The following is a 20,463-nucleotide window of genomic DNA, read 5'->3' as shown; positions in this document are numbered from 1 at the left end:
GCAATGGGGACTGTATCAGTGAAAATCCAATCCCGCCTGAAGGGTGCTGCCGCACCTCTCGCGTTGTCCATCATGCTGGTGGCACAGCCGGTTCTGGCACAGGACGACGATTCCGTCGCTACTGTCGACTCGGCCGAAGATACGGATGCCGTCATCATCGTGACCGGTTCGCGTATTGCCCGCAGCCAGCTGAACGAACCCAACCCGGTCGTCGCCGTCACGGCTGAACAGATCGAGCGTTCGGGCGACGTCAACGTCGTCGACACCCTGATCCGCAACCCTGCCCTGCTCGGCTCGGTCGGCTCGGCCGACAGCGCCGGCTCGAACACCGGCGTTGGCCTGGGCTATACCGGCGTCAACCTGCTTGACCTGCGTAACCTCGGCGCGAACCGCACGCTCGTCCTCGTCAACGGCAAGCGTCACGTCGCCGGCGTTCCCGAATCGGCTGCGGTCGACATCAGCTCGATCCCGCAGGATCTGATCGAACGCGTCGACGTTCTCACCGGCGGCGCTTCGGCCGTTTACGGTGCCGACGGCGTGTCGGGCGTGGTCAACTTCGTCCTCAAGCGTGACTTCGAAGGCCTGAACATTCGCGCTCAGACCGGCTGGACCACCGAAGGCGACGGCAACCAGACCCTCGTCTCCGTCACCGCCGGCAAGAACTTTGCCGACGATCGCGGCAATATCGCCGTGGCGTATGAATATGCTCGCCAGGAACGCGTCGATACCCGTGCGCGCAGCTACCTTGGCGACAACAGCCGCTTCTACGGCATCATCCGCGATCCCAACGACTTCCCTGACGATCCGAACGTGCCCGATCGTATTCCGATCGCCAACACCGGTTGGTCCGACAGCTCTGTCGACGGCGCGGTCGACCTCGATTTCGACGGCATTCCGGACTACACCGGCAGCGGCAAGGTCTATGACCGCGGCCTGATCCTCCCGTCTTCCGGCGGCCTTGCGATCGGCGGCGATAACACGCCGCGCGCCGGCTATTACGGCGACATCGTGCCGCAGACCGAGCGCCACGTTGGCAACGTGCTGCTCAGCTACGAGGTTTCGCCTGCTCTGCGCTTCTTCGCGGAAGGCAAGTACATGAAGGCGAAGGCTTACTCGATCAGCCAGCCGAGCTTCGACTTCTACACCCTGCTGCAGGGCGACAACTACTTCCTGAACGACCGCTTCGGCGATCTGGTTCAGGGCGACGCTCTGGTCAGCCGCGACAATTTCGATTTCGGTCAGCGCGGCGAATATAACGATCGTGAAACCTGGCGCGGCGTTATCGGTTTCGAAGGCGAGATCTCCGATCACGCCCGGTACGAAATCTCGTACGTCTACGGCGAAACCTCGGCGGACGTGACCAACACCCACGCCCGTATCGCCGACCGCTATTATGCTGCGATCGACGCTGTCGACGATGGCACCGGCAAGGCCGTCTGCCGCATCGACATCGACGGCAGCGGCATCGTCGACCCTACCGAGTGGAACTACGGCGCTGCGCCCGAAACCTTCACTCCGGGCGCCGGCAGCGGCTGTGTTCCGCTCAATCTCCTGGGCTATGGCGTCGCTTCGCAGGCCGCCATCGACTGGGCGACCCGCGATTCGCTCTCCAGCTCCAAGGTTACTCAGAACGTCGTTTCGGCTTCGATCAGCGGCGACTTCGGCAAGTTCTTCGAACTGCCGGGCGGTCCGATCGGCTTCGCCATCGGCGCTGAATATCGCAAGGAAACCAGCGAAGCGACCTATGACGAATACTACCACAATGGGTGGTATGCGGACAGCGCGCAGTTTGCTGACTCGAGCGGCAAGTTCGACGTTTCGGAAATCTTCGGCGAATTGAACGTTCCGATTTTCGACGGCGCTCCGATGGCTGAAACGCTCTCCTTCGGTGCAGCAGTTCGTCTGTCCGATTATTCGAGCATCGGCAGCACCACGGCGTGGAAGTTCGACGGCGTCTACGCTCCGATCCCGGATATCCGCTTCCGCGGCACCTATTCGGAATCGGTCCGCGCACCGAACATCGGCGAACTGTATGGCGCCCAGGCTGGCGGCTACCTGTTCATCGACGATCCGTGCGATCCCACCAACGTCGCCGAAGGCACGCAGTATCGCGCTGCGAACTGTCAGGCGCTGCTCAGCGGCCTGGGCCTCACCCCCGACGAGATTGCTGCGTTCAGCCCGGCCACCGATGCCGAAGCGAACACCAGCATTCTCGGCTTCTCGGGTGGCAACCCCAATCTGAAGGCCGAAACCGCCAAGACCTGGACTGCCGGCGTTGTGCTGCGGCCCTCGTTCATTCCGCGTCTGGCCGTCAGCTTCGACTGGTACAACATCAAGATCGAGAACGCGATCAACACCGCCACGGCCCAGGATCTGGCCGAGCTGTGCGTTGACCAGCCCTCGCTGGACAACCAGTTCTGCACCAACATCGATCGCGATCCCGACTCGGGCTTCGTCGTCGGCTGGCGCTCTGGTCCGCAGAATGTTGCCAAGTTCGAAACCGCAGGTTTCGACGCTCAGGTGAACTACTCGCTCCCGGTGGGCGATGGCCTCGGCACACTCTATTCGAACCTGACGATCGGCTATCTCGACAAGCTGAACTACTTCGCATCGATCGGGGCCGACCTCGACAGCGATCTGGGCGAGGCCTACAAGCCGCGCTGGACTGCTGCCTGGGATCTCAACTGGGAAATCGGCAACGTGACTGCCAGCTACTCGCTCACCTGGTGGGACAAGACCCGCCGGTACACGACCGAGCAGCTCGCGGGTAACCCCGACATCAGCGATCCGAAGTACTTCTTCTACAAGTCCCGCGTCGAGCACGACATCCGCGTCTCGGCCGACTTCGCAGACAAGTTCACCGTCTATGGCGGTATCAACAACCTGTTCAACGCGAAGCCGGACTTCTCGCTCAGCTACCCGGTCTCTGCCTATGGCCGCTATGCCTATATCGGCGTGAAGGCGAAGCTCGGCGACATCTTCTGATTGCTGCTGCAATCCGGAACTTGAAAGGCGGCCTTCGGGCCGCCTTTTTTGTTGACCTTCACTGTCCTGCTTCGCCAATCCGGCAGTTCTGCCAAACGGGGAAGCCAGCATGGTTCGTATCCGCCTGAAACCTGACACTCTCGACGAAGAGAACCGGAAGTTCGAACAGGCCCGCCTGCCCGGCCCGCTCTTCCTCAACAGCGTGCCCAAATCAGGCACTCACCTGCTGCGCAACATCATGCGGATGTTCGTTCCGGTGGAAGATCAATACAAGACGCAGTTCATCCAGTGGGGCAACCTCCAGCAGCACCTCATGGCGTTCGAGCCGGAGCGCCGAATGCTGAGCTGGGGCCACCTGCTCTTTTCTGACGTTTCGGCAGTCGAGACCTCTTCCGCGCGCACGATCGTGCTGGTCCGCGATCCCTATAGCTGGGTTCTGGCGCGAGCCCGCTTCTTCCTTTCAGACGAATTCGGCGACAATTCCATGCTGGTGAAGAGCCAGCGCCTGTCAGTCGATGCGCTGATTACCCTGATGATCTTCGGGGTCCAGAAGAAGAGCATGAGCCTGCGCGACATGTATATGCATAATGCCGTCAGCTGGATGGGCGCAGGCTGCCCGATTGTCCGCTATGAAGACATTATCGCCGCGCTGAAAGACCTGGACGGCGCCGGCGCGGAAAGCTTCTTCATGGGCCTGTTCGAAGCTTGCGGCCTTGCCAGTGTGCCCGATGACTGGCGCGAGCGCGTGCGGATAGGGGCCGACCGCAAGCAAAGCTCCACCGCGAGTGAGAACCTGTCCAATGCCGGCAGTGCCGTGCCCAAGGTACTTGGCGAGAAGCACCGCAAACTGGTGGACTTTGCCGCCCCGGGCCTGCGCGAATTGCTGGGATACGCCTGAACGCAAACGGCCCCCAGCTCACTCGAGCGGGGGCCGTCCAGTATCAGCTCACGGCGATGCTCAGCGCGCCGTCGCCTTCGTCCACATTGACAGTCGAACCGTCGGGGATTTCCCCGGCCAGCAGCTTCTCCGCCAGCGGATCCTGCAGATAACGCTGCACTGCCCGCTTGAGCGGCCTTGCGCCGTAGACCGGATCGTAGCCTACCCGGCCCAGCCAGCGCCGCGCCGCCTCGGTGAGGTCGAGCGTGATCTTGCGGTCCTTCAGCAGCTTCTGCACCCGGCCTACCTGGATATCGACGATCGGTTCCATATTCGCCTGGCTCAGGCGGTGGAACAGAATGATCTCATCCAGACGGTTGAGGAATTCGGGGCGGAAATGCGCCCGCACCACTTCCATCACCTGCGGTTCGACTGCCGAAACGTCCTGCCCGTCAGCCATGTTCGCCAGATACTGGCTTCCCAGATTACTGGTGAGGATGATCAGCGTGTTGGAGAAGTCCACCACGCGGCCCTGTCCATCGGTCAGGCGGCCATCGTCCAGCACCTGCAGCAGCACGTTGAACACGTCCGGATGCGCCTTCTCGACCTCGTCGAACAGCACGACCTGATAGGGCCGGCGCCGCACCGCTTCGGTCAGCACGCCACCTTCCTCATAGCCGACATAGCCCGGAGGAGCGCCGATCAGGCGGGCCACCGCGTGCTTCTCCATGAACTCCGACATGTCGATGCGAACCATCGCGCTATCGTCGTCGAACAGGAACTCCGCCAGGGCCTTGGTCAGTTCGGTCTTGCCGACGCCCGTGGGGCCAAGGAACAGGAAGCTGCCCAGCGGACGGTTCGGATCCTGAAGGCCTGCACGCGCACGGCGCACAGCCTTGGACACCGCCTCTACCGCAGCCTGCTGGCCGATGACCCGCTTGCCGATCACCTGCTCCATCTGGAGCAGCTTCTCGCGCTCGCCTTCCATCATCTTGTCGACCGGCACGCCGGTCCACTTGCTGACTACGGCAGCGATGTCGTCCTCAGTCACTTCCTCGCGCAGCAGGGCGTTCTGCGACTGGGACTGGGCTTCGGCCAGCTTCTTTTCCAGCTCGGGAATCCGGCCGTAGGAAAGCTCGCCCGCCTTGGCGAGATCGCCCTGACGCTGAGCCTGTTCCAGTTCCAGCCGGGCAGAGTCCAGCTCTTCCTTGATCTTGCCTTCGGCAGCGATCTTGTCGCGCTCGTTCTGCCAGCGCGTGGTCAGTTCGCTCGACTGCTGTTCGAGATTGGCCAGTTCTTCACGCAGGGCATCCAGCCGATCCTTGGAAGCGGTGTCCGTCTCCTTGGAGAGGGCCATTTCCTCGATCTTGAGCTGAATGATCTTGCGATCCAGCTTCTCGATTTCCTCAGGCTTGCTCTCCACTTCCATGCGGATGCGGCTGGCGGCCTCGTCCATCAGGTCGATCGCCTTGTCGGGCAGGAAGCGATTGGTGATGTAGCGGTTGGAAAGCGTCGCCGAAGCCACGATCGCGCCATCGGTGATGCGCACGCCGTGATGCAGCTCATACTTTTCCTTCAGCCCGCGCAGGATGCTGATCGTATCCTCCACGGTCGGTTCCCCGACATAGACCGGCTGGAAACGGCGCTGCAGGGCAGCGTCCTTCTCGACATACTTCTGGTACTCGTCGAGCGTGGTCGCGCCGATGCAGTGCAACTCGCCGCGCGCAAGGGCGGGCTTGAGCAGATTGCCTGCGTCCATCGAGCCTTCGGAGGCGCCCGCGCCGATCAACGTGTGCATCTCGTCGATGAACAGGATGATCTCGCCTTCGGCGCCCTTCACTTCGTCCAGCACGGCCTTGAGCCGTTCCTCGAACTCGCCGCGATATTTCGCGCCCGCGATCAGCGCGCCCATGTCGAGCGCCATCAGCTTGCGGTCCTTCAGGCTGTCCGGCACGTCGCCATTGGCGATGCGCAGGGCAAGGCCTTCGACGATGGCCGTCTTGCCGACGCCGGGATCGCCGATCAGCACGGGGTTGTTCTTGGTGCGGCGCGCAAGGATCTGCACCGTGCGGCGGATTTCCTCGTCACGGCCAATCACCGGATCAAGCTTGCCGGCGCGCGCGGCCTCGGTCAGGTCGCGGGCATATTTCTTCATCGCGTCATAGCTTTCTTCGGCGCCCGCGGAATGCGCGGCGCGGCCGCCGGTCACTTCCTGGATCGCCGCTTCCAGCGCCTTGGCATCGACATTCGCGGCCTTCAGTGCCTGCCCGGCGGCCGTAGTGGTGGCCAGCGCCATCGCCTGAACGATGCGCTGCACCGGCACGAAGCTGTCGCCCGCCTTCGATGCAAGCTGTTCCGCTTGATCGAGAATACGGACCGTATCATTGTCGAGGCCCGGCGTTGACTGCGCGCCGCTGCCGGAAACGGAAGCGATCTTGGCCAGCGCCTTGTCCACTTCGGCAGTGGCGATGTGCGCGTTGCCGCCCGCGCGCTGGATAAGCTGCGCGGCCATACCCTCGCTATCTTCCAGCAAGGCCTTCAGCAGATGTTCGGGGGCGATCCGCTGATGGCTCATGCGGATGGCAACGGTCTGTGCGCTCTGCAGGAAACCCTTGGCGCGATCGGTGAATTTTTCGAGATTCATGGGGTGCCCTCAATACCTTTCCGCCTAGATATGGTGTTGCACTTTGGCAACACAAGCCCTCGTCCCGGATTTTTGTCAGCCCGTGTGCCAGCCGCATATGGTGAGGTGTTACACATGTTACGGACCCATCGCGTAAAAATTCCCGGCCCTCACTGATACGCGTCAAATCAGCGTGACAGGTGCTGAAAGGCAGGCGCGACTTATCGCGATTGTCTAGACCGGGCCGGGCCGTGTAGGAAAGTTTCAAACGAAAATGCGCAGCCGCAAAGGCCGCGCCCGGTCAGGGGAGAACGGGGATGAAGCGGTGGATCGCGCGGATCGGCTGGGGCGTGCTTGCGCTCATCGCCCTTGCCTTCATCGGCCTCGCCACATGGGAACCCTTCGCCGCCAGCCCTGCGAAAGCGCCAACCGGCGTGACCTATCGCGCCGAAATCCTGCGCGACGAATGGGGCGTGCCGCATATCCACGGCAAGCGGGACGCCGATGTCGCCTTCGGCATCGCCATGGCCCATGCGGAAGACGATTTTTCCACCCTGCAGGATGTGATCGCGATGACGCGCGGCCGCTATGGCGCGGTGATCGGCAAGGACGGGGCGGCAGTGGACTTCGCCTATCACCTGATCGACGCACGCGGCACGGCGGAGCGGGAATATGGCAAGCTGCCTGCCGATATTCACGCCCTGCTGGATGCCTATGCCACCGGCCTCAATACCTATGCCAAGGCCCACCCCGGCGAAGTGAAGCTGGGCAATCTCTTCCCGGTGGACGGGCTGGACATCGCCACCGGCTTTGCCCTGCGCCAGCCCTTCTTCTTCGGGCTGGACCGGGTGATCGCCCCGCTGGCCGAAGGGGAAGACCCGGCAGTGGATTTCGGCCCGGTGTTCGACACCGGAAAGCCCGGCAATCCGCCGCTGACCCCACTGGGGGAAGGATCGGACGACAATGGCTCCAACGCCTTCGCCATCGCCCCTTCCCGCAGCGGCGACGGCGCCACGCGGCTCGTTTCCAATACTCACCAGCCATGGCGCGGGCCGGTCGCCTGGTATGAGCTGGTGGTGGAGAGCGATGAGGGCTGGCACTATGCCGGGGCCACCTTCCCCGGCGCGCCCTTCCCCCTGCTGGGCCATAACGAGACGCTCGGCTGGACCAACACGGTCAACCGCCCGGACATCATCGATGCCTATCGGCTGGTGCTCGATCCCAGCGGCACGAAATACCGGCTGGATGGCAAGTGGCACGATCTGGAACGCCGGGACATCGTCCTGCCAGTCAAGCTCGGCCCGATCACCCTGCCCATCCGCCGCACCGTGTGGAGCAGCGAGCATGGGCCGGTGGTGAAAGGCCCCAAGGGCGCCTTTGCCATCCGTTATGGCGGGATGGGCGGGATCGGCCAGCTGGAGGAATATTTCCGCCTGAACAAGGCCCGCAATTATGCCGAATGGCGGGCGGCGCTGGCCATGCAGGCTGTGCCGTCCACCAATTTCATCTATGCCGATGCGGCGGGCAATATCGCCTATCATTACAATGCTGCCTTGCCCGAACGGATCGCCGGGCCGGACTGGCGGCGGGTCCTGCCGGGGGACCGGTCGGACCTGGTCTGGCGCAGCATAGTGCCGTTCGAAAAGATCCCCTTCTACCTCAACCCGGCATCGGGCTTTCTCTGGAACGCCAACAACACGCCCTTCGCCGCTGCCGGGCAGAGCGACCTTTCGCCTTCCAGTGTGCCCCCGGAATATGGCGTGGAACTGACCATGACCAACCGCGCCCGCCGCGCACAGAAACTGTTCGCACAGATACAGGGGCCGATAGGCCTGCTGGTGCTGGAGCGGATCAAATACGATACCGGCTGGGAACGCGCAGGCTATGTCGCCCAGATGCTGGACGGGATCGCAGCGCTGGACGTCTCAGGCGATCCGCTGCTGGCAAAGGCACAGAAACTGCTGGGCGAATGGGATTACAATTCTGACGGCAAGGGCCGCGCCGATGCGCTGGCCGGGCTGATCCTGAACGAAGCGAGCCGTTCGGATTACAACAACACGCCCCTGCCCGATCCGCGCGCGCATCTGGCATTTGCTGCCCATCACCTGATGGAGCATTTCGGCCGCCTGGACCCGCCGCTGGGCGAGTTCCTGCGGCTGCGGCAAGGCGAAACCGACCTGCCGTACGACGGCGGCAGCGACACTTTGCGCGCGGCCACCAATTTCGACCTTGCGCCCGATGGCCGGGCATCGGTGAAGCATGGCGACAGTTTCATCATGTTCGTGGAATGGGGCAAGGACGGCAAGGTCCGCTCCACTTCCGTCATGCCTTTCGGCAGTGCCACAACCCGGCCGGACAGCCCGCATTATACGGACCAGTCCGCCCTGTTCGTGGCAAGGCAGCGCAAGCCCGTGTGGTTCGAACGCGCCGATGCGCTGAAACATGCCGTTCGTCGATATGAAGTGACGAGCGGCTGAGCAGGCGTTAGGCCTGCGGGATAGTTTCGAAGGTTCCTATTCCCCTGCCCTGCGGAGCAAGGGCCGGAACCCGCCGCATATCAAGGGACTGACCATGCGCCGCAAATTCGCCCCCGTCTTCCTCACGCTCACGGCCTCGCTGGCGCTTGCCTCCTGCAGCGGAGCATCCACGCAGGCCTCGCTCAAGAGCGCGCCCGCAGTTCAGCCCGCGCCGCTGGCCGGGCTCGTCCAGCAAGTGGACATTCCCTATGAGAGCTTCACTCTGCCCAACGGGCTGACCACCATCGTCCATACAGACCGCAAGGCGCCGGTCGTAGGTGTGACGATCTATTACCGCGTGGGATCGAAGCACGAACCGCGCGGTCGCACCGGCTTTGCCCATCTGTTCGAACATCTGATGTTCGGCGGATCGGAGAACGTCGAGAATTTCGACATTCCGCTGGAAGCCGCCGGCTCCACCTCCACCAATGGTTCCACCTGGTTCGACCGGACGAACTATATCGAAACCGTACCCACCGGCGCGCTGGACCTGGCCCTGTTCATGGAAAGCGACCGCATGGGGCACCTGCTGGGCGCGGTGACGCAGGACAAGCTCGATAAGCAGCGCGGCGTCGTCCAGAACGAGAAGCGGCAGGGCGATAACCAGCCCTATGGTCTGGTCGATTATGCGCTCAACGAAGGGCTGCTGCCCGTTGGCCACCCCTATCGCCATTCCACCATCGGTTCGATGGCGGACCTCGATGCGGCCAGCATCACCGATGTGCGCAAGTGGTTCACTGACAATTACGGGCCGAACAATGTCGTGCTGGTCCTGTCGGGCGACATCGATGCCGCCACCGCGCGGCCCAAGGTGGAAAAATGGTTCGGCGACATTCCGCGCGGGCCGGACATTGCCAAGATCGCGGCCGAACCCGTCACCCTTGCCTCACCCGTCACCCGCGAGATGACCGATCAGGTGCCAGTGACGCGCATCTATCGCGCATGGACTGGCCCTGCCCTGACCAGCCCGGATGCCGTGCCTTTGGCCATCGGCATGCATGTGCTGGGCGGACTTGCCAGTTCCCGCCTCGACAATGCGCTGGTGCGCGACGAGCAGCTGGCCGTGCGCGTTTCCGCCGGTGCCCAGCAATTCGAACAGCTGAGCTTCCTGCAGGTGGAAATGGACGTGAAGCCCGGCGTGGACCGGGCACAGGCGGAAAAGCGGTTGGACGAGATCATCGCCGATCTGGTGGCCAATGGCCCCACAGCCGATGAATTGCAGCGTGCCGCCACCCAGACCGTCTCTGCCCAGATCGGCGCACTGGAAGTGGTCGGCGGATTTTCCGGCAAGGGCGCGACCCTGGCGGAGGGGCTGCTCTACGCAGGCGATCCGGCGAACTACAAGCATGAGCTGCAGCGCATGGCCGCCCTGACACCTGCCGATGTGCAGCAGTCCATGCAGCGCTGGCTCACTCGCCCCTCCTACCGTCTGGCCGTGGTGCCGGGCGAGCGCACAGATGATGGCGGCACGATGGGCGGCTGGGGTGATGAAGGCACTACGCCTGCGCCCCTGCCCGATGCCAAGCGCCCCGTGCCCGATGTGCAGCGCAGTGCCCCGCGCGATTATCCGCCCGTGGCCGACGTGGGAGAGCTTACCTTCCCCGGCATCGAACGAGCAAAGCTGGATAATGGCATCACCGTTGCCCTTGCTCGCCGCACAGCCATTCCCAAAGTTTCCGTCCAGCTCTCATTCGATGCCGGCTTTGCCGCCGACGGCACTGAAGCGGCCGGCACCCAGTCACTGATGATGGACCTGCTGGAAGAAGGCACCACCACCCGCAGCGCGGTGCAGATCGCGGAGGAACAGGAACGGCTGGGCGCCTCCATCGGCACCGGGTCGGACCTCGATACCAGCTCCGTCTCACTCACGGCGCTCACCGCCAATCTCACGCCCTCGCTGGAACTCATGGCGGACATGGTGCGCAATCCGGCCTTCAAGGCGGAGGACGTCGCCCGCGTGAAGGACCAGCGGCTGGCCGACATCGCACAGGAAAAGGCATCGCCCTTCGGCCTTGCCACCCGCGCACTGCGGCCGATCCTCTACGGCCCCTCCCATCCCTATGGCACGGTCGGCGGGCTGGGTGACGAGAGCGTGATTTCCGCCCTGACGCCCGAGGCAATCTCTGCCGAGCATCGCCGCTGGCTGCGGCCCGATCTTGCCAGCATCACCGTGGTGGGCGACATCACGATGGACAAGCTGCTGCCCCAGCTCAATGCCACGTTCGGCCACTGGCCGGGCGTCCGCTCCATGCCGCCGCGCAAGGATCTGGCCGCAGCCACCCCTGCGCCCAAGCGCCGCCTGGTAGTGATCGACCGGCCCAATTCGCCGCAGTCCGTGCTGGTCTTCGGCCGCGTTCTGCCGCTCACCGGCAAGCAGCAGGGGCAGGAAGCGCTGGACCTTGCCAATGAGGTGATCGGCGACGGCTTCCTTTCCCGCCTCAATCTCGACCTGCGCGAGGACAAGGGCTGGAGCTATGGCGTGGGTAGCCAGATCATGCGCAATCAGGGTCCGGAGGCACTGCTGGTCTACACGCAGGTCCAGTCGGACAAGACGGCGGATTCGATCAGGCTGATCCTCGATAACATGGCAGCTTTCCCCGTCGCCCGCCCGGTGGAGGACACCGAATTCCAGCGCGTGACCGATGGTAATATCCGCGGCATGCCCAACCGTTACCAGACCAACGGGCAGGTTCTGGGCGCGCTGCTTTCGAACCGCCTCTATGGCCGTCCCGACAATTATCAGGTGAAGCTGCCGGAAATCTATCGCTCCGTGACCAAGGAGGCGATCGACGCGGCGGCCCGGCAATATCTCCAGCCTGCCGATCTGGCGATCATTGTGGTGGGGGACCGCAAGGTGATCGACCAGCAGCTTGCGGGACTGGACATGCCGGTTGAATATGCCGATACTGACAGCAATGTAAGTGAGGCGGAGTAAGCCCCGCCGCTTGCCCCTTTTGAGAGGAGAACACCATGTCCGTTGCCGGTACCTATGAATGCCTGACCAAGACCCCGATGGGCGACCAGACCAGCACTTTCACTGTCGTCCCTTCCGATGACGGCGCCACCTTCACCGGCCTCAACGCCGGTCCGCTCGGCTCGCTGGAAGTGAAGGAAGGCAAGATCGACGGCAACACGCTGACCTGGAAGATGGACATGACCGTGCCCATGCCGCTCACCCTCGAAGCCACCGCCACGATCGACGGCGACACGCTGACCGGTACCGTCAATGCCGGTGCCTTCGGCGCCATGCCGATGACGGGCTCCCGCAAGGGGTGACTTCGTAGATTGCTCGGGACTGGTGCAATCTGAATTTGCGCCAGTCTTTTTTGCTTTTAATCAGCTTCCGTTAGTCACGAGTCCAAACGGGGGGTCGCGTGAATATTGGAAACCGCAAGGCGGTGGCATTGGCCGTAGCGGTGGCCATTGCTGCGCAATCGCCTTCTGCCGCGAATAGCGAAGACGTCGCACCCCCTATCGCAGAAGATTCGACGAATTCCGCCCCTTGCCAACTCCATGTTTGGCCCGCCCCAAGGCTTTCCGTCAATAATCTGAAATTATGGGATAATTTTGCAGGAGGCGGAACTCTACCGGAGGCGAGCGCAAGAACGTGGATCGCATTTTCAGGAACACATAACATTGACAAAGGGACAGGAGACGCCAGCCTCATCCCGCCCCAGACCGGCATCCGTCCCGCTCCCCTCGCATCCGCGCAACAAGCCGAACTGTTCAGGCAACTGCCGCTCACCAGCTTGATGGATTTGCCGAATTTCCAAGTCATCATTCATGATGAGGCGCTTGACGACCATACCCAGCGCAAGATCAAGACACCCTACCTCAATGACGTACCAGCCTGTTACGCCGACCTCGTCCTCAGCGATGTCGTGTTCTCCCGGGTGACTGCACGCGGACAATCTCTCAAGAGCTACATTCATTTCCGCCAGTTCAGCCCCGATAGCGACCTTCCCGTCCGCCATCTTTCAACCTGGGTCGAAACGAAGCTGCACAATTTCCGCGATGGGGAGAAGGCAGACATTCCGGCAAGCGATGCCGAATTGCCCGGCGCGTTGATTCAAAACATCGAAAAATTTGCCGGTTTTCTCAGCAGCCCCCGGAAGAAGAACTGATCATGCAGCCGCGATACAATGCACATCTCCTGATGCTGCCCGTCATACTGCTTGCCTGCACAGCCATCCCGGCCACTGCCGAGGACAATGGCGAAACGGCGACGAGCCAAAGTGCCGACGCTCCGCAAACGACAGTTTGCGAGCTGCATGCATGGCCAGCAAACAGCCTTCGCTCGACTTACCATGGCTGGTTCCATGGCGGGATTACAGACGGCGCCGTCCAGGGCCGTGACGGCTATCGCAAACTGCCACCCGACCCATTATCGACTGCCGAACAGGCGGCAAGGTTGCGCGCCAGCCCCTTGGCAGAAATCCTGTCTCTCAAAGGCTACAAACTCATCGTCCATGACGATGTTCTGACCAGTGCCCAAATTCGCAAGGCGAAGGGGCCGCATGTGCCGGATGCCCCACCCTGTTATGCCGAACTGGTGACTGACGACATCTTCTTTCAGCAGGATTTCGTTGATGGTCGCTTTCTGAAGGCACTGTTCCGTTTTCGCCAGTTCGATGGTTCGGATACCCCGACGCGCAGCTTCGGCGCCTATTCGCAGCGTCGCCTCAAACTGTTTCCACCGAAGGAAGAAGCGGAACAGGAAGCCAGCTTCAGAGAACTGGCCGATCAGTATTCAGAAGCGCTTGGTGAGTTCGGCAAGGCGTTGAACCCACCGCCCAAAAGAAAAATGCGTGATAATTGAAATGGACAATAAGGGGGTATTTCCAATGAAACTGAAATCCATCAGCGGCATGATTGCCGTTGCCATAAGCCTGTCTGCCGTACCCGCGCTGGCCAAAGAGAAGGTGTTGACGCCTGAAGAACAGGCAGCCGCGGACGCAGCTGCCGCTGAATTGCGCGCCGCGAATGAAGCTGCTGTAGGGCAACTCACCAGCGAATTTGGCCTGGCTCCCACCTCTGCCCCGGCGGACGGCTGCGAATTGCATCTTTGGCCGGCGGAACGGATGACCTCGATTACGACGGGATTGCTTGGCGGCGGCCTGATCGATGCCATGCTGCACAGCGGCACCGATGCGAACAACAAGACGTTGATCTCGAGCGCACTCGACAGCCCAAGCCAGCTTGACGCGCTCCTCCAGATCGATTTGCGCAAGGAGCTTTCCCTGACGCCTGGCACGACGGTGGTGCTGCACGCCCAGCCGCTGGAACGCAAGACCATGAACAAGGTAAAGACGCGCCGCTCAGACTCCCAAGCGTCATGCTACTCGGAGCTGATAGTGGCAGATGTGTTCTACCAGAAAGCCATGATCTATGGCAGGTCTCTGCGTACCCTGTTCATGTTCCGCGACTTCGGATCAGATCAGAAGATCGACACTGAATACAAGGCCTGGGGCGGCAACGGCCTCAGTTTGTTCCCGCCCAAAGAGGGCGAGGATGCAGTGGCCGCGCTTGATGAGCTTGTCACCAAATACAAGCTGAACTTCACCGAATATGCGAACAATGCCCGGACCAAACTTGCCGCGGCAAAGAAGTCCAAGAAAGGGGCCTAAGCACACAGGCAGGCAGGATCGCTTCGCCGAAACGATCCTGCCTCTTGTCCCCAACAGCGGATCTCAGCTTCTGAAATACCCCCGCATCGCCTGATAGGCCGCCGCCGCAACCGTATTCGCAAGGTTGAGCGAGCGGATCTTGTCAGAGCGCATGGGCAGGTGGAATTGGCGGCCGGGGAAGGCGCGCCAGATCGCTTCGGGGATGCCCGTGGTTTCCTTCCCGAACACCAGAATGGCATCCTCGGGATAGTCCGCATCGTAGAACGAGCTTGAGCCATGTTCCTCAAACAGGAACATCTGCTCCGCACGCGGCTGTCGTTCGGCCAGAAAGGCATCCCAGCTGGGAAACTCGGCCAGCCGCACATGGGGCCAGTAATCTAGGCCGGAGCGCTTCACGCGCGTATCGGAAATCTCGAAACCCAGCGGGTGGATCAGCACCAGTTCGGCGCCGAGCGCCACGCAGGTGCGCCCCACCGCGCCGGTATTTCCGGGAATCTCCGGCTGGACGAGGACGATGCTCAGCGGCATCGCCCGCTCCCCGCGGGGCTACTCACCCCAGCTTCTTCTTCAGCAGTTCGTTCACCACCTGCGGGTTGGCCTTGCCCTGCATGGCCTTCATCGTCTGGCCCACGAAGAAGCCGAACAGGGCTTCCTTGCCGCCCTTATACTGTTCCACCTTGTCGCCATTGGCGGCCAGAACGCCGTCCACCGCTGCCTCGATGGCTCCAGTGTCGCTTTCCTGCTTGAGGCCTTCGCGCTCCACGATCGCGGCTGCGCCGTCGCCCGTTTCCAGCATCTTCTCCAGAACCTGCTTGGCAATCGAGCCAGAGATTGTGCCGTCCGCGATCAGCGCCAGCAGTTCGGCCCCGGCATCGGGCGAAACCGGACTGTCGCCCAGGCTCTTGCCCAGCTTGTTGAGCGCGCCGAACAGTTCGGAAATGAGCCAGTTCGAAGCCTGCTTGGCAAGGTCCGCTTCCGGCTTGCCAGCCTTGGCGGCGGCCGCGGCGACGAGCGCTTCGAACCAACGCGCCGTTTCCACGTCAGCGGTCAGGACACCCGCAGCATAGGCAGACAGCCCCAGCCCGGATTCATAACGGTGCCGCTTGGCATCCGGCAGTTCGGGCAGAGAGGCGCGGCATTCCTCCAGGAATGCATCGTCCAGCTCCAGCGGCAACAAATCCGGATCGGGGAAGTAGCGGTAATCATGCGCATCTTCCTTGCTGCGCATGGACCGGGTGGTGTTCTTGTCCGGATCATAGAGCCGGGTTTCCTGCACCACCGTGCCGCCGCTCTCGATCAGATCGACCTGACGACGCGCTTCGCTTTCGACAACCGCCATCACGAAGCGGACCGAATTGACGTTCTTGGTTTCCGTGCGCGTGCCGAACGGCTCGCCGGGCTTGCGCACCGAAACGTTCACGTCCGCGCGCATCGAGCCCTGATCCATATTGCCGTCGCACGAGCCGACATAGCGCAGGATCGAGCGCAGCTTGGCGAGATATGCCCCCGCTTCGGCCGGGCTGCGCATATCCGGGCGGCTGACGATTTCCATCAGCGCCACGCCCGAGCGGTTCAAATCGACATAGGACATGGTGGGGTGCTGATCGTGCATCAGCTTGCCTGCGTCCTGTTCCACATGGATGCGTTCGATCCCGATGGTCTTGGTGCTGCCTTCCGGATCCTTCTCGTCGAGGATCACTTCAAGGCTGCCTTCACCCACCAGCGGATGATAGAGCTGGCTGATCTGATAGCCCTGCGGAAGATCGGCGTAGAAGTAGTTCTTGCGGTCGAACCGGCTCCATTTGTTGATCTGGGCGTTGATCGCCATGCCGGTGCGAACGGCCTGGCGGATACATTCGCGGTTGGGCACGGGCAGCATGCCGGGCATGGCCGCATCGACCAGCGACACCTGACTGTTCGGCTCCGCGCCGAAAGCCGTGGCCGCGCCCGAGAACAGCTTGGAATTGCTGGTGACCTGCGCATGGACTTCGAGGCCGATCACGACCTCCCATTCGCCCGTTGCGCCCTGGATGCGATATTCGCTCATAGGTTTTTCCGTCTTAGTCCCGCTACTTCCGCTTCGTCAGCCGGGGAAGTTCTGGACTTTCGTCCTGTTCGCTTTCCGGCCTGGGCGCATATCGCTTTGGCCGCCGCTTGCTCAATTTCAGCCATGCATCGCCGACGCCTTCGATGACAGAAACTGTCACCGAGATGACGTCAGCCGCAAAGCTCACCACCACTTCTCCGGCTTGGCCGCGAAGCCAGCCCGTTGTTCGATGGCTAGCCCTGCATTCAGCACACCCTGTTCGTCAAAGGCCTTGCCGATCAGCTGGAGGCCCAGCGGCAGGCCTTCACTGTTCAGCCCAGCCGGAACCGACATGGCCGGCAGGCCCGCCAGCGAGGCAGGAACCGAGAACACGTCATTCAGATACATGGCCAGCGGATCGTCCAGCTTGTCACCCAGCGGGAAGCTGGCGGTGGGCGTGGTCGGCGCCAGGATCACGTCACATTCGGTGAAGGCGTTCTTGAAATCATGGCTGATCAGCGTGCGGACCTTCTGCGCCTGTGTGTAATAGGCGTCATAGAAACCGGCGCTGAGCACATAGGTGCCGATCAGGATGCGGCGCTTCACCTCGTCGCCGAAACCGGCGGCGCGGGTTGCTGCATACATGTCCTGCAGGCCGGCACCATCGGGCAGATCGCGCAGACCATACCGCACGCCGTCATAACGGGCGAGGTTGGACGAGGCTTCTGCCGGGGCTATGATGTAATAGGTCGGCAGGGCATATTTGGTGTGCGGCAGGGAGATGTCGACGATCTCGGCCCCCGCATCCTTCAGCCAGGCGATGCCCTGGTCCCAGCTCTTGGCGACTTCGGCGTCCATCCCGTCCATGCGGTATTCGCGCGGAATGCCTACCTTCTTGCCCTTGAGATCGGCATTCAGCCCGGCTTCCCATTCGGGTACCGGCAGATCGAGGCTGGTCGCGTCCTTTGGGTCGAAACCCGCCATGGCTTCCAGCATGATCGCGCAGTCACGCACGTCGCGGGCCATCGGGCCTGCCTGATCGAGCGAACTGGCAAAGGCCACGATGCCCCAGCGGCTGCAACGGCCATAGGTTGGCTTGATGCCCGAAATGCCAGTGAAAGCGGCGGGCTGACGGATAGAGCCGCCGGTGTCCGTGCCGGTAGCCGCAGGCGCGAGACGCGCGGACACCGCCGCGCTGGAACCGCCCGAGGAACCGCCCGGGGCGAGCGCGGCATTGCTGCCCTGCTTGCGCCAGGGCGAAATCACATTGCCGAAATAGCTCGTCTCGTTCGACGAACCCATGGCGAACTGGTCAAGGTTCAGCTTGCCCAGCATGCCTGCGCCCGCTTCCCACAGCTTGCGGGACACGGTGCTTTCATATTCCGGGCTGAAGCCTTCCAGAATGTGGCTGGCCGCCGTGGTCTGCACGCCCTGCGTGGCGAACAGATCCTTCATGCCGATGGGCACGCCGGCCATCTTGCCGAGCGCCTTGCCCGCAGCGCGATCCGCATCGACCTTGTCCGCCGCTTCCAGCGCCTTTTCAGGCGTGGCGACGATGAAGGCGTTGAGCGCGTCCTGCGCGGCGGCGATATTGGCGTTGAACGCTTCTGCCACTTCGCGTGCGGAAAAATCGCCCTTGGCCACGCCTTCGCGGATGGCGGCGACGCCGAGTTCGGTTACGTCAGTCATTATTCGATCACCTTGGGCACGCCGAAGAAGCCGTGTTCGGCAGCGGGAGCATTGGCCAGAACCGCATCGCGCTTGCCGCCGCCGGTCAGCGGATCGGCATCTACCACGTCATCGCGCAGGCGCAGGCTGTTGGGGATCACGGCGGTCATCGGTTCGATGCCCGTCACGTCCACTTCGCCGAGTTGCTCCACCCAAGCGAGGATATTGTTGAACTCCGGCACCATCCGGTCGAGCTCTTCATCGCTCATCCGGAGGCGCGCGAGCGAGGCGATCTTCGCCACGGTTGCTTTATCGACTGACATGGCCGCGCGTTAGCTTGCCTGCGGCGCGCCTTCAAGCACGGGGATGCCGCAAAGGCGACTATTCGAACGCTTCTCCCACCGGCTTGCCATCCACATAGATGCGGCGGCCGCTGAACGGGCGAACCTCGACCTGGGGCACTCGGCCTTGAGCTTCGGCCGCAACATCGTTCAAGGCCGGCACCGGCGGCCGCGGGACAGCGGCTTCCGGCAAAAGCGAACCGTCAGCCTGCAACCGCAGATGCTGGACCTCGCTTCCCTCGATCAGCGCGAAATGGCGATCCCCAATGGAATAGGCCCCGAGATCAAGCACCGTGCAGGGGGTGTTGCAGCGCCAGCTATCCTGCTTGAGGAACTGCTCAAACGCGGCCTTTACCTGCGGTTCCGCACCCAACCCACGCAAATTGGCCAAGCGTCGATCCCGCTTCACTGGCGATTCCATCCAGGACCAGCGCCGCTCCTTGCGAGCCTGCGCTTCCTGCGCCAGCCTGGCCACTTCGGCATCCTTGCTCTTCGCCAGCTTTGCCAAGGCGCGCTTTCCAGCATCGCCGAATTCCCATTTGAGCGCATCGTAATCGAAATCTTCCGCGCTCACCTTGCCGCGTTCCAGGCGCGAAAGCTGGTTGGCAGCGGAAATGCCCGCGAAATCGAGAATCGGCAGGGCCAGCAGCAGCGCATAAAGGCTCACCCCCACCGCCAGATGCAGATTCGCCCGGCGCAGATAGGGGCGCCAGCCCCAAACCTTCCCCCTGATCGCGGCAACCCAGATCGCCACACCATAGGCGCAGGCCACGGCAATGGCCGTGAGGCCCCACAGCCGCTCCGGCGACAGGCCATATTGGACCACGCGCGTGCCCATGGAGATCACTGCCAGCAGGGTGAGCGGCAATATGCCCACGGCAAGTACGAAGGCAGTGACACGCATCACCACATTGCGCGTCATGTCCGTATCGTCTTCGCGGACAATGGCGTTGGCCAGGATGAAGCATCCCGCCGCACAGGCCAGCAGCACCGGCGTCGCGCTACGCGTTGCTTCCCACAATACGTCGAGGCCGGAGAAAGCGACCGCGATCAGGAAGATCGTCAGCGCCACAGCCAGCGGCACCGCCAGCAGCGAGAGAACCAGCAGCACCACGGATTGCAGCGCGCCCAGCACTTTCAGCGAATTGCGCAAGGTGCCCAGTGCCGCACCAAAGGCGATGCCGGCCACGCTCCAGCCGAACCAGCCCTTGTCCAGCAGATCATGCAGCAGCTCGATCCGGATCAGGCGGAACAGTTCCGAAAGCACGAACAGCAGAAGGAAGGACAGACCCGTAAATGCCAATGCCCCCGCCGCGCTGACTGCATCGGTCCAGACGAAGAAATGTGTATCACGATAGGGCGTGGCAAAGCGGGTGCGATGGAAGCCCGCTTGAAACAGCGGCAGCGCCAGCAAGCTGGCGATTACTCCGGCACCGAAACCGTATTGTTCATCCGAGGCATGATCGCCTGCGCTGACCGCCCGCCAGGCCAGCCCGGCCATGACAAGCCCTGCTATCAAGGCGAATGTCGCAACCTCCTTCCACCTTTCCCGCTCAAGCGAGAAGGCGGCGGCGATCGGGCCGAAAAACAGGAAAGCCGCAGCCGCCATGTGTGGCGCACTGTCATCATGGCCATCGGTAGTGAAGTGGATCAGCAGGCCGGCAAGGCCCAGCAACCCCGCCAGCAACCACGGCCGCAAAGGCCAATCGCGGGCATGCGATCCGGACATATCGATTCGTTCCTCTCCCATGAGAGGAACATCCCCCAACACCGAGGCAGCGGCAAGCGCCCCGGCTCAGC

At 62.5% G+C, this 20,463-nt stretch carries 14 protein-coding genes; 8 read left to right on the top strand and 6 right to left on the bottom strand.

The window, feature by feature from the left end; translation table 11 throughout:
• Nucleotides 1–18 precede the first annotated feature (18 nt).
• Nucleotides 19–2,985: a TonB-dependent receptor gene (locus tag SZ64_RS16920; RefSeq protein WP_241773076.1), complete on the top strand. Its 2,967-nt coding sequence runs from the start codon at nucleotides 19–21 to the stop codon at nucleotides 2,983–2,985.
• Nucleotides 2,986–3,094: 109 nt separating this feature from the next.
• Nucleotides 3,095–3,883, top strand: coding sequence for a hypothetical protein (locus SZ64_RS16915; protein WP_054531885.1), 789 nt, complete (start codon nucleotides 3,095–3,097; stop codon nucleotides 3,881–3,883).
• Between the two features lie 43 nt (nucleotides 3,884–3,926).
• Here SZ64_RS16915 and clpB read toward each other — a convergent pair whose 3' ends face one another.
• Nucleotides 3,927–6,506 carry an ATP-dependent chaperone ClpB gene (gene clpB / locus SZ64_RS16910; protein WP_054531884.1) on the bottom strand — a complete coding sequence of 860 codons (2,580 nt, stop codon included), beginning with the start codon at nucleotides 6,504–6,506 and terminating at the stop codon, nucleotides 3,927–3,929.
• Nucleotides 6,507–6,802: 296 nt separating this feature from the next.
• On the opposite strand from clpB, the gene SZ64_RS16905 reads away from it, so the two are divergent.
• From SZ64_RS16905 to SZ64_RS16880, 6 genes are all read left to right on the top strand, one after another.
• Nucleotides 6,803–8,962 carry an acylase gene (locus tag SZ64_RS16905; protein WP_054531883.1) on the top strand — a complete coding sequence of 720 codons (2,160 nt, stop codon included), beginning with the start codon at nucleotides 6,803–6,805 and terminating at the stop codon, nucleotides 8,960–8,962.
• A gap of 94 nt (nucleotides 8,963–9,056) precedes the next feature.
• Nucleotides 9,057–11,936 (top strand): pitrilysin family protein, encoded by a 2,880-nt coding sequence (locus SZ64_RS16900; protein ID WP_054531882.1) that lies wholly within the window; start codon nucleotides 9,057–9,059, stop codon nucleotides 11,934–11,936.
• A gap of 35 nt (nucleotides 11,937–11,971) precedes the next feature.
• Nucleotides 11,972–12,277, top strand: a complete 306-nt coding sequence (locus SZ64_RS16895) for a hypothetical protein (RefSeq protein WP_054531881.1) — start codon at nucleotides 11,972–11,974, stop codon at nucleotides 12,275–12,277.
• Nucleotides 12,278–12,375: 98 nt separating this feature from the next.
• Entirely contained in the window at nucleotides 12,376–13,125 is a 750-nt protein-coding gene (locus tag SZ64_RS18660) for a hypothetical protein (RefSeq protein ID WP_156313673.1), read from the top strand.
• Between the two features lie 2 nt (nucleotides 13,126–13,127).
• Nucleotides 13,128–13,820, top strand: coding sequence for a hypothetical protein (locus SZ64_RS16885; RefSeq protein WP_054531879.1), 693 nt, complete (start codon nucleotides 13,128–13,130; stop codon nucleotides 13,818–13,820).
• Between the two features lie 25 nt (nucleotides 13,821–13,845).
• On the top strand, nucleotides 13,846–14,628 hold the full coding sequence (locus SZ64_RS16880) for a hypothetical protein (protein WP_054531878.1): 783 nt from the start codon (nucleotides 13,846–13,848) through the stop codon (nucleotides 14,626–14,628).
• Nucleotides 14,629–14,691: 63 nt separating this feature from the next.
• On the opposite strand, the gene SZ64_RS16875 is transcribed toward SZ64_RS16880, so the two are convergent.
• The 5 genes from SZ64_RS16875 to SZ64_RS16855 all read right to left on the bottom strand — a co-directional run bounded on the left by SZ64_RS16875 (nucleotide 14,692) and on the right by SZ64_RS16855 (nucleotide 20,413).
• Nucleotides 14,692–15,156, bottom strand: coding sequence for a tRNA (cytidine(34)-2'-O)-methyltransferase (locus tag SZ64_RS16875; protein ID WP_054531877.1), 465 nt, complete (start codon nucleotides 15,154–15,156; stop codon nucleotides 14,692–14,694).
• Nucleotides 15,157–15,178: 22 nt separating this feature from the next.
• Nucleotides 15,179–16,675 carry an Asp-tRNA(Asn)/Glu-tRNA(Gln) amidotransferase subunit GatB gene (gatB, locus tag SZ64_RS16870; protein ID WP_054531876.1) on the bottom strand — a complete coding sequence of 499 codons (1,497 nt, stop codon included), beginning with the start codon at nucleotides 16,673–16,675 and terminating at the stop codon, nucleotides 15,179–15,181.
• A 183-nt stretch (nucleotides 16,676–16,858) separates the two neighbouring features.
• The gene (gene gatA, locus SZ64_RS16865) at nucleotides 16,859–18,343 is read right to left on the bottom strand and encodes an Asp-tRNA(Asn)/Glu-tRNA(Gln) amidotransferase subunit GatA (RefSeq protein WP_054531875.1); all 1,485 of its coding nucleotides are present in this window, start codon (nucleotides 18,341–18,343) and stop codon (nucleotides 16,859–16,861) included.
• Complete coding sequence (gene gatC / locus SZ64_RS16860; RefSeq protein ID WP_054531874.1) at nucleotides 18,343–18,645, bottom strand: Asp-tRNA(Asn)/Glu-tRNA(Gln) amidotransferase subunit GatC; 303 nt, start codon at nucleotides 18,643–18,645, stop codon at nucleotides 18,343–18,345. Before gatC ends, gatA begins: the two co-directional genes overlap by 1 nt.
• Nucleotides 18,646–18,703: 58 nt before the next feature.
• The gene (locus tag SZ64_RS16855) at nucleotides 18,704–20,413 is read right to left on the bottom strand and encodes a DUF4153 domain-containing protein (protein ID WP_082384666.1); all 1,710 of its coding nucleotides are present in this window, start codon (nucleotides 20,411–20,413) and stop codon (nucleotides 18,704–18,706) included.
• Nucleotides 20,414–20,463: the final 50 nt, after the last annotated feature.

The sequence above is a fragment of the Erythrobacter sp. SG61-1L genome (assembly GCF_001305965.1).
GTDB lineage: Bacteria > Pseudomonadota > Alphaproteobacteria > Sphingomonadales > Sphingomonadaceae > Andeanibacterium.
This window is presented reverse-complemented; position numbering and strand designations above follow the sequence as displayed.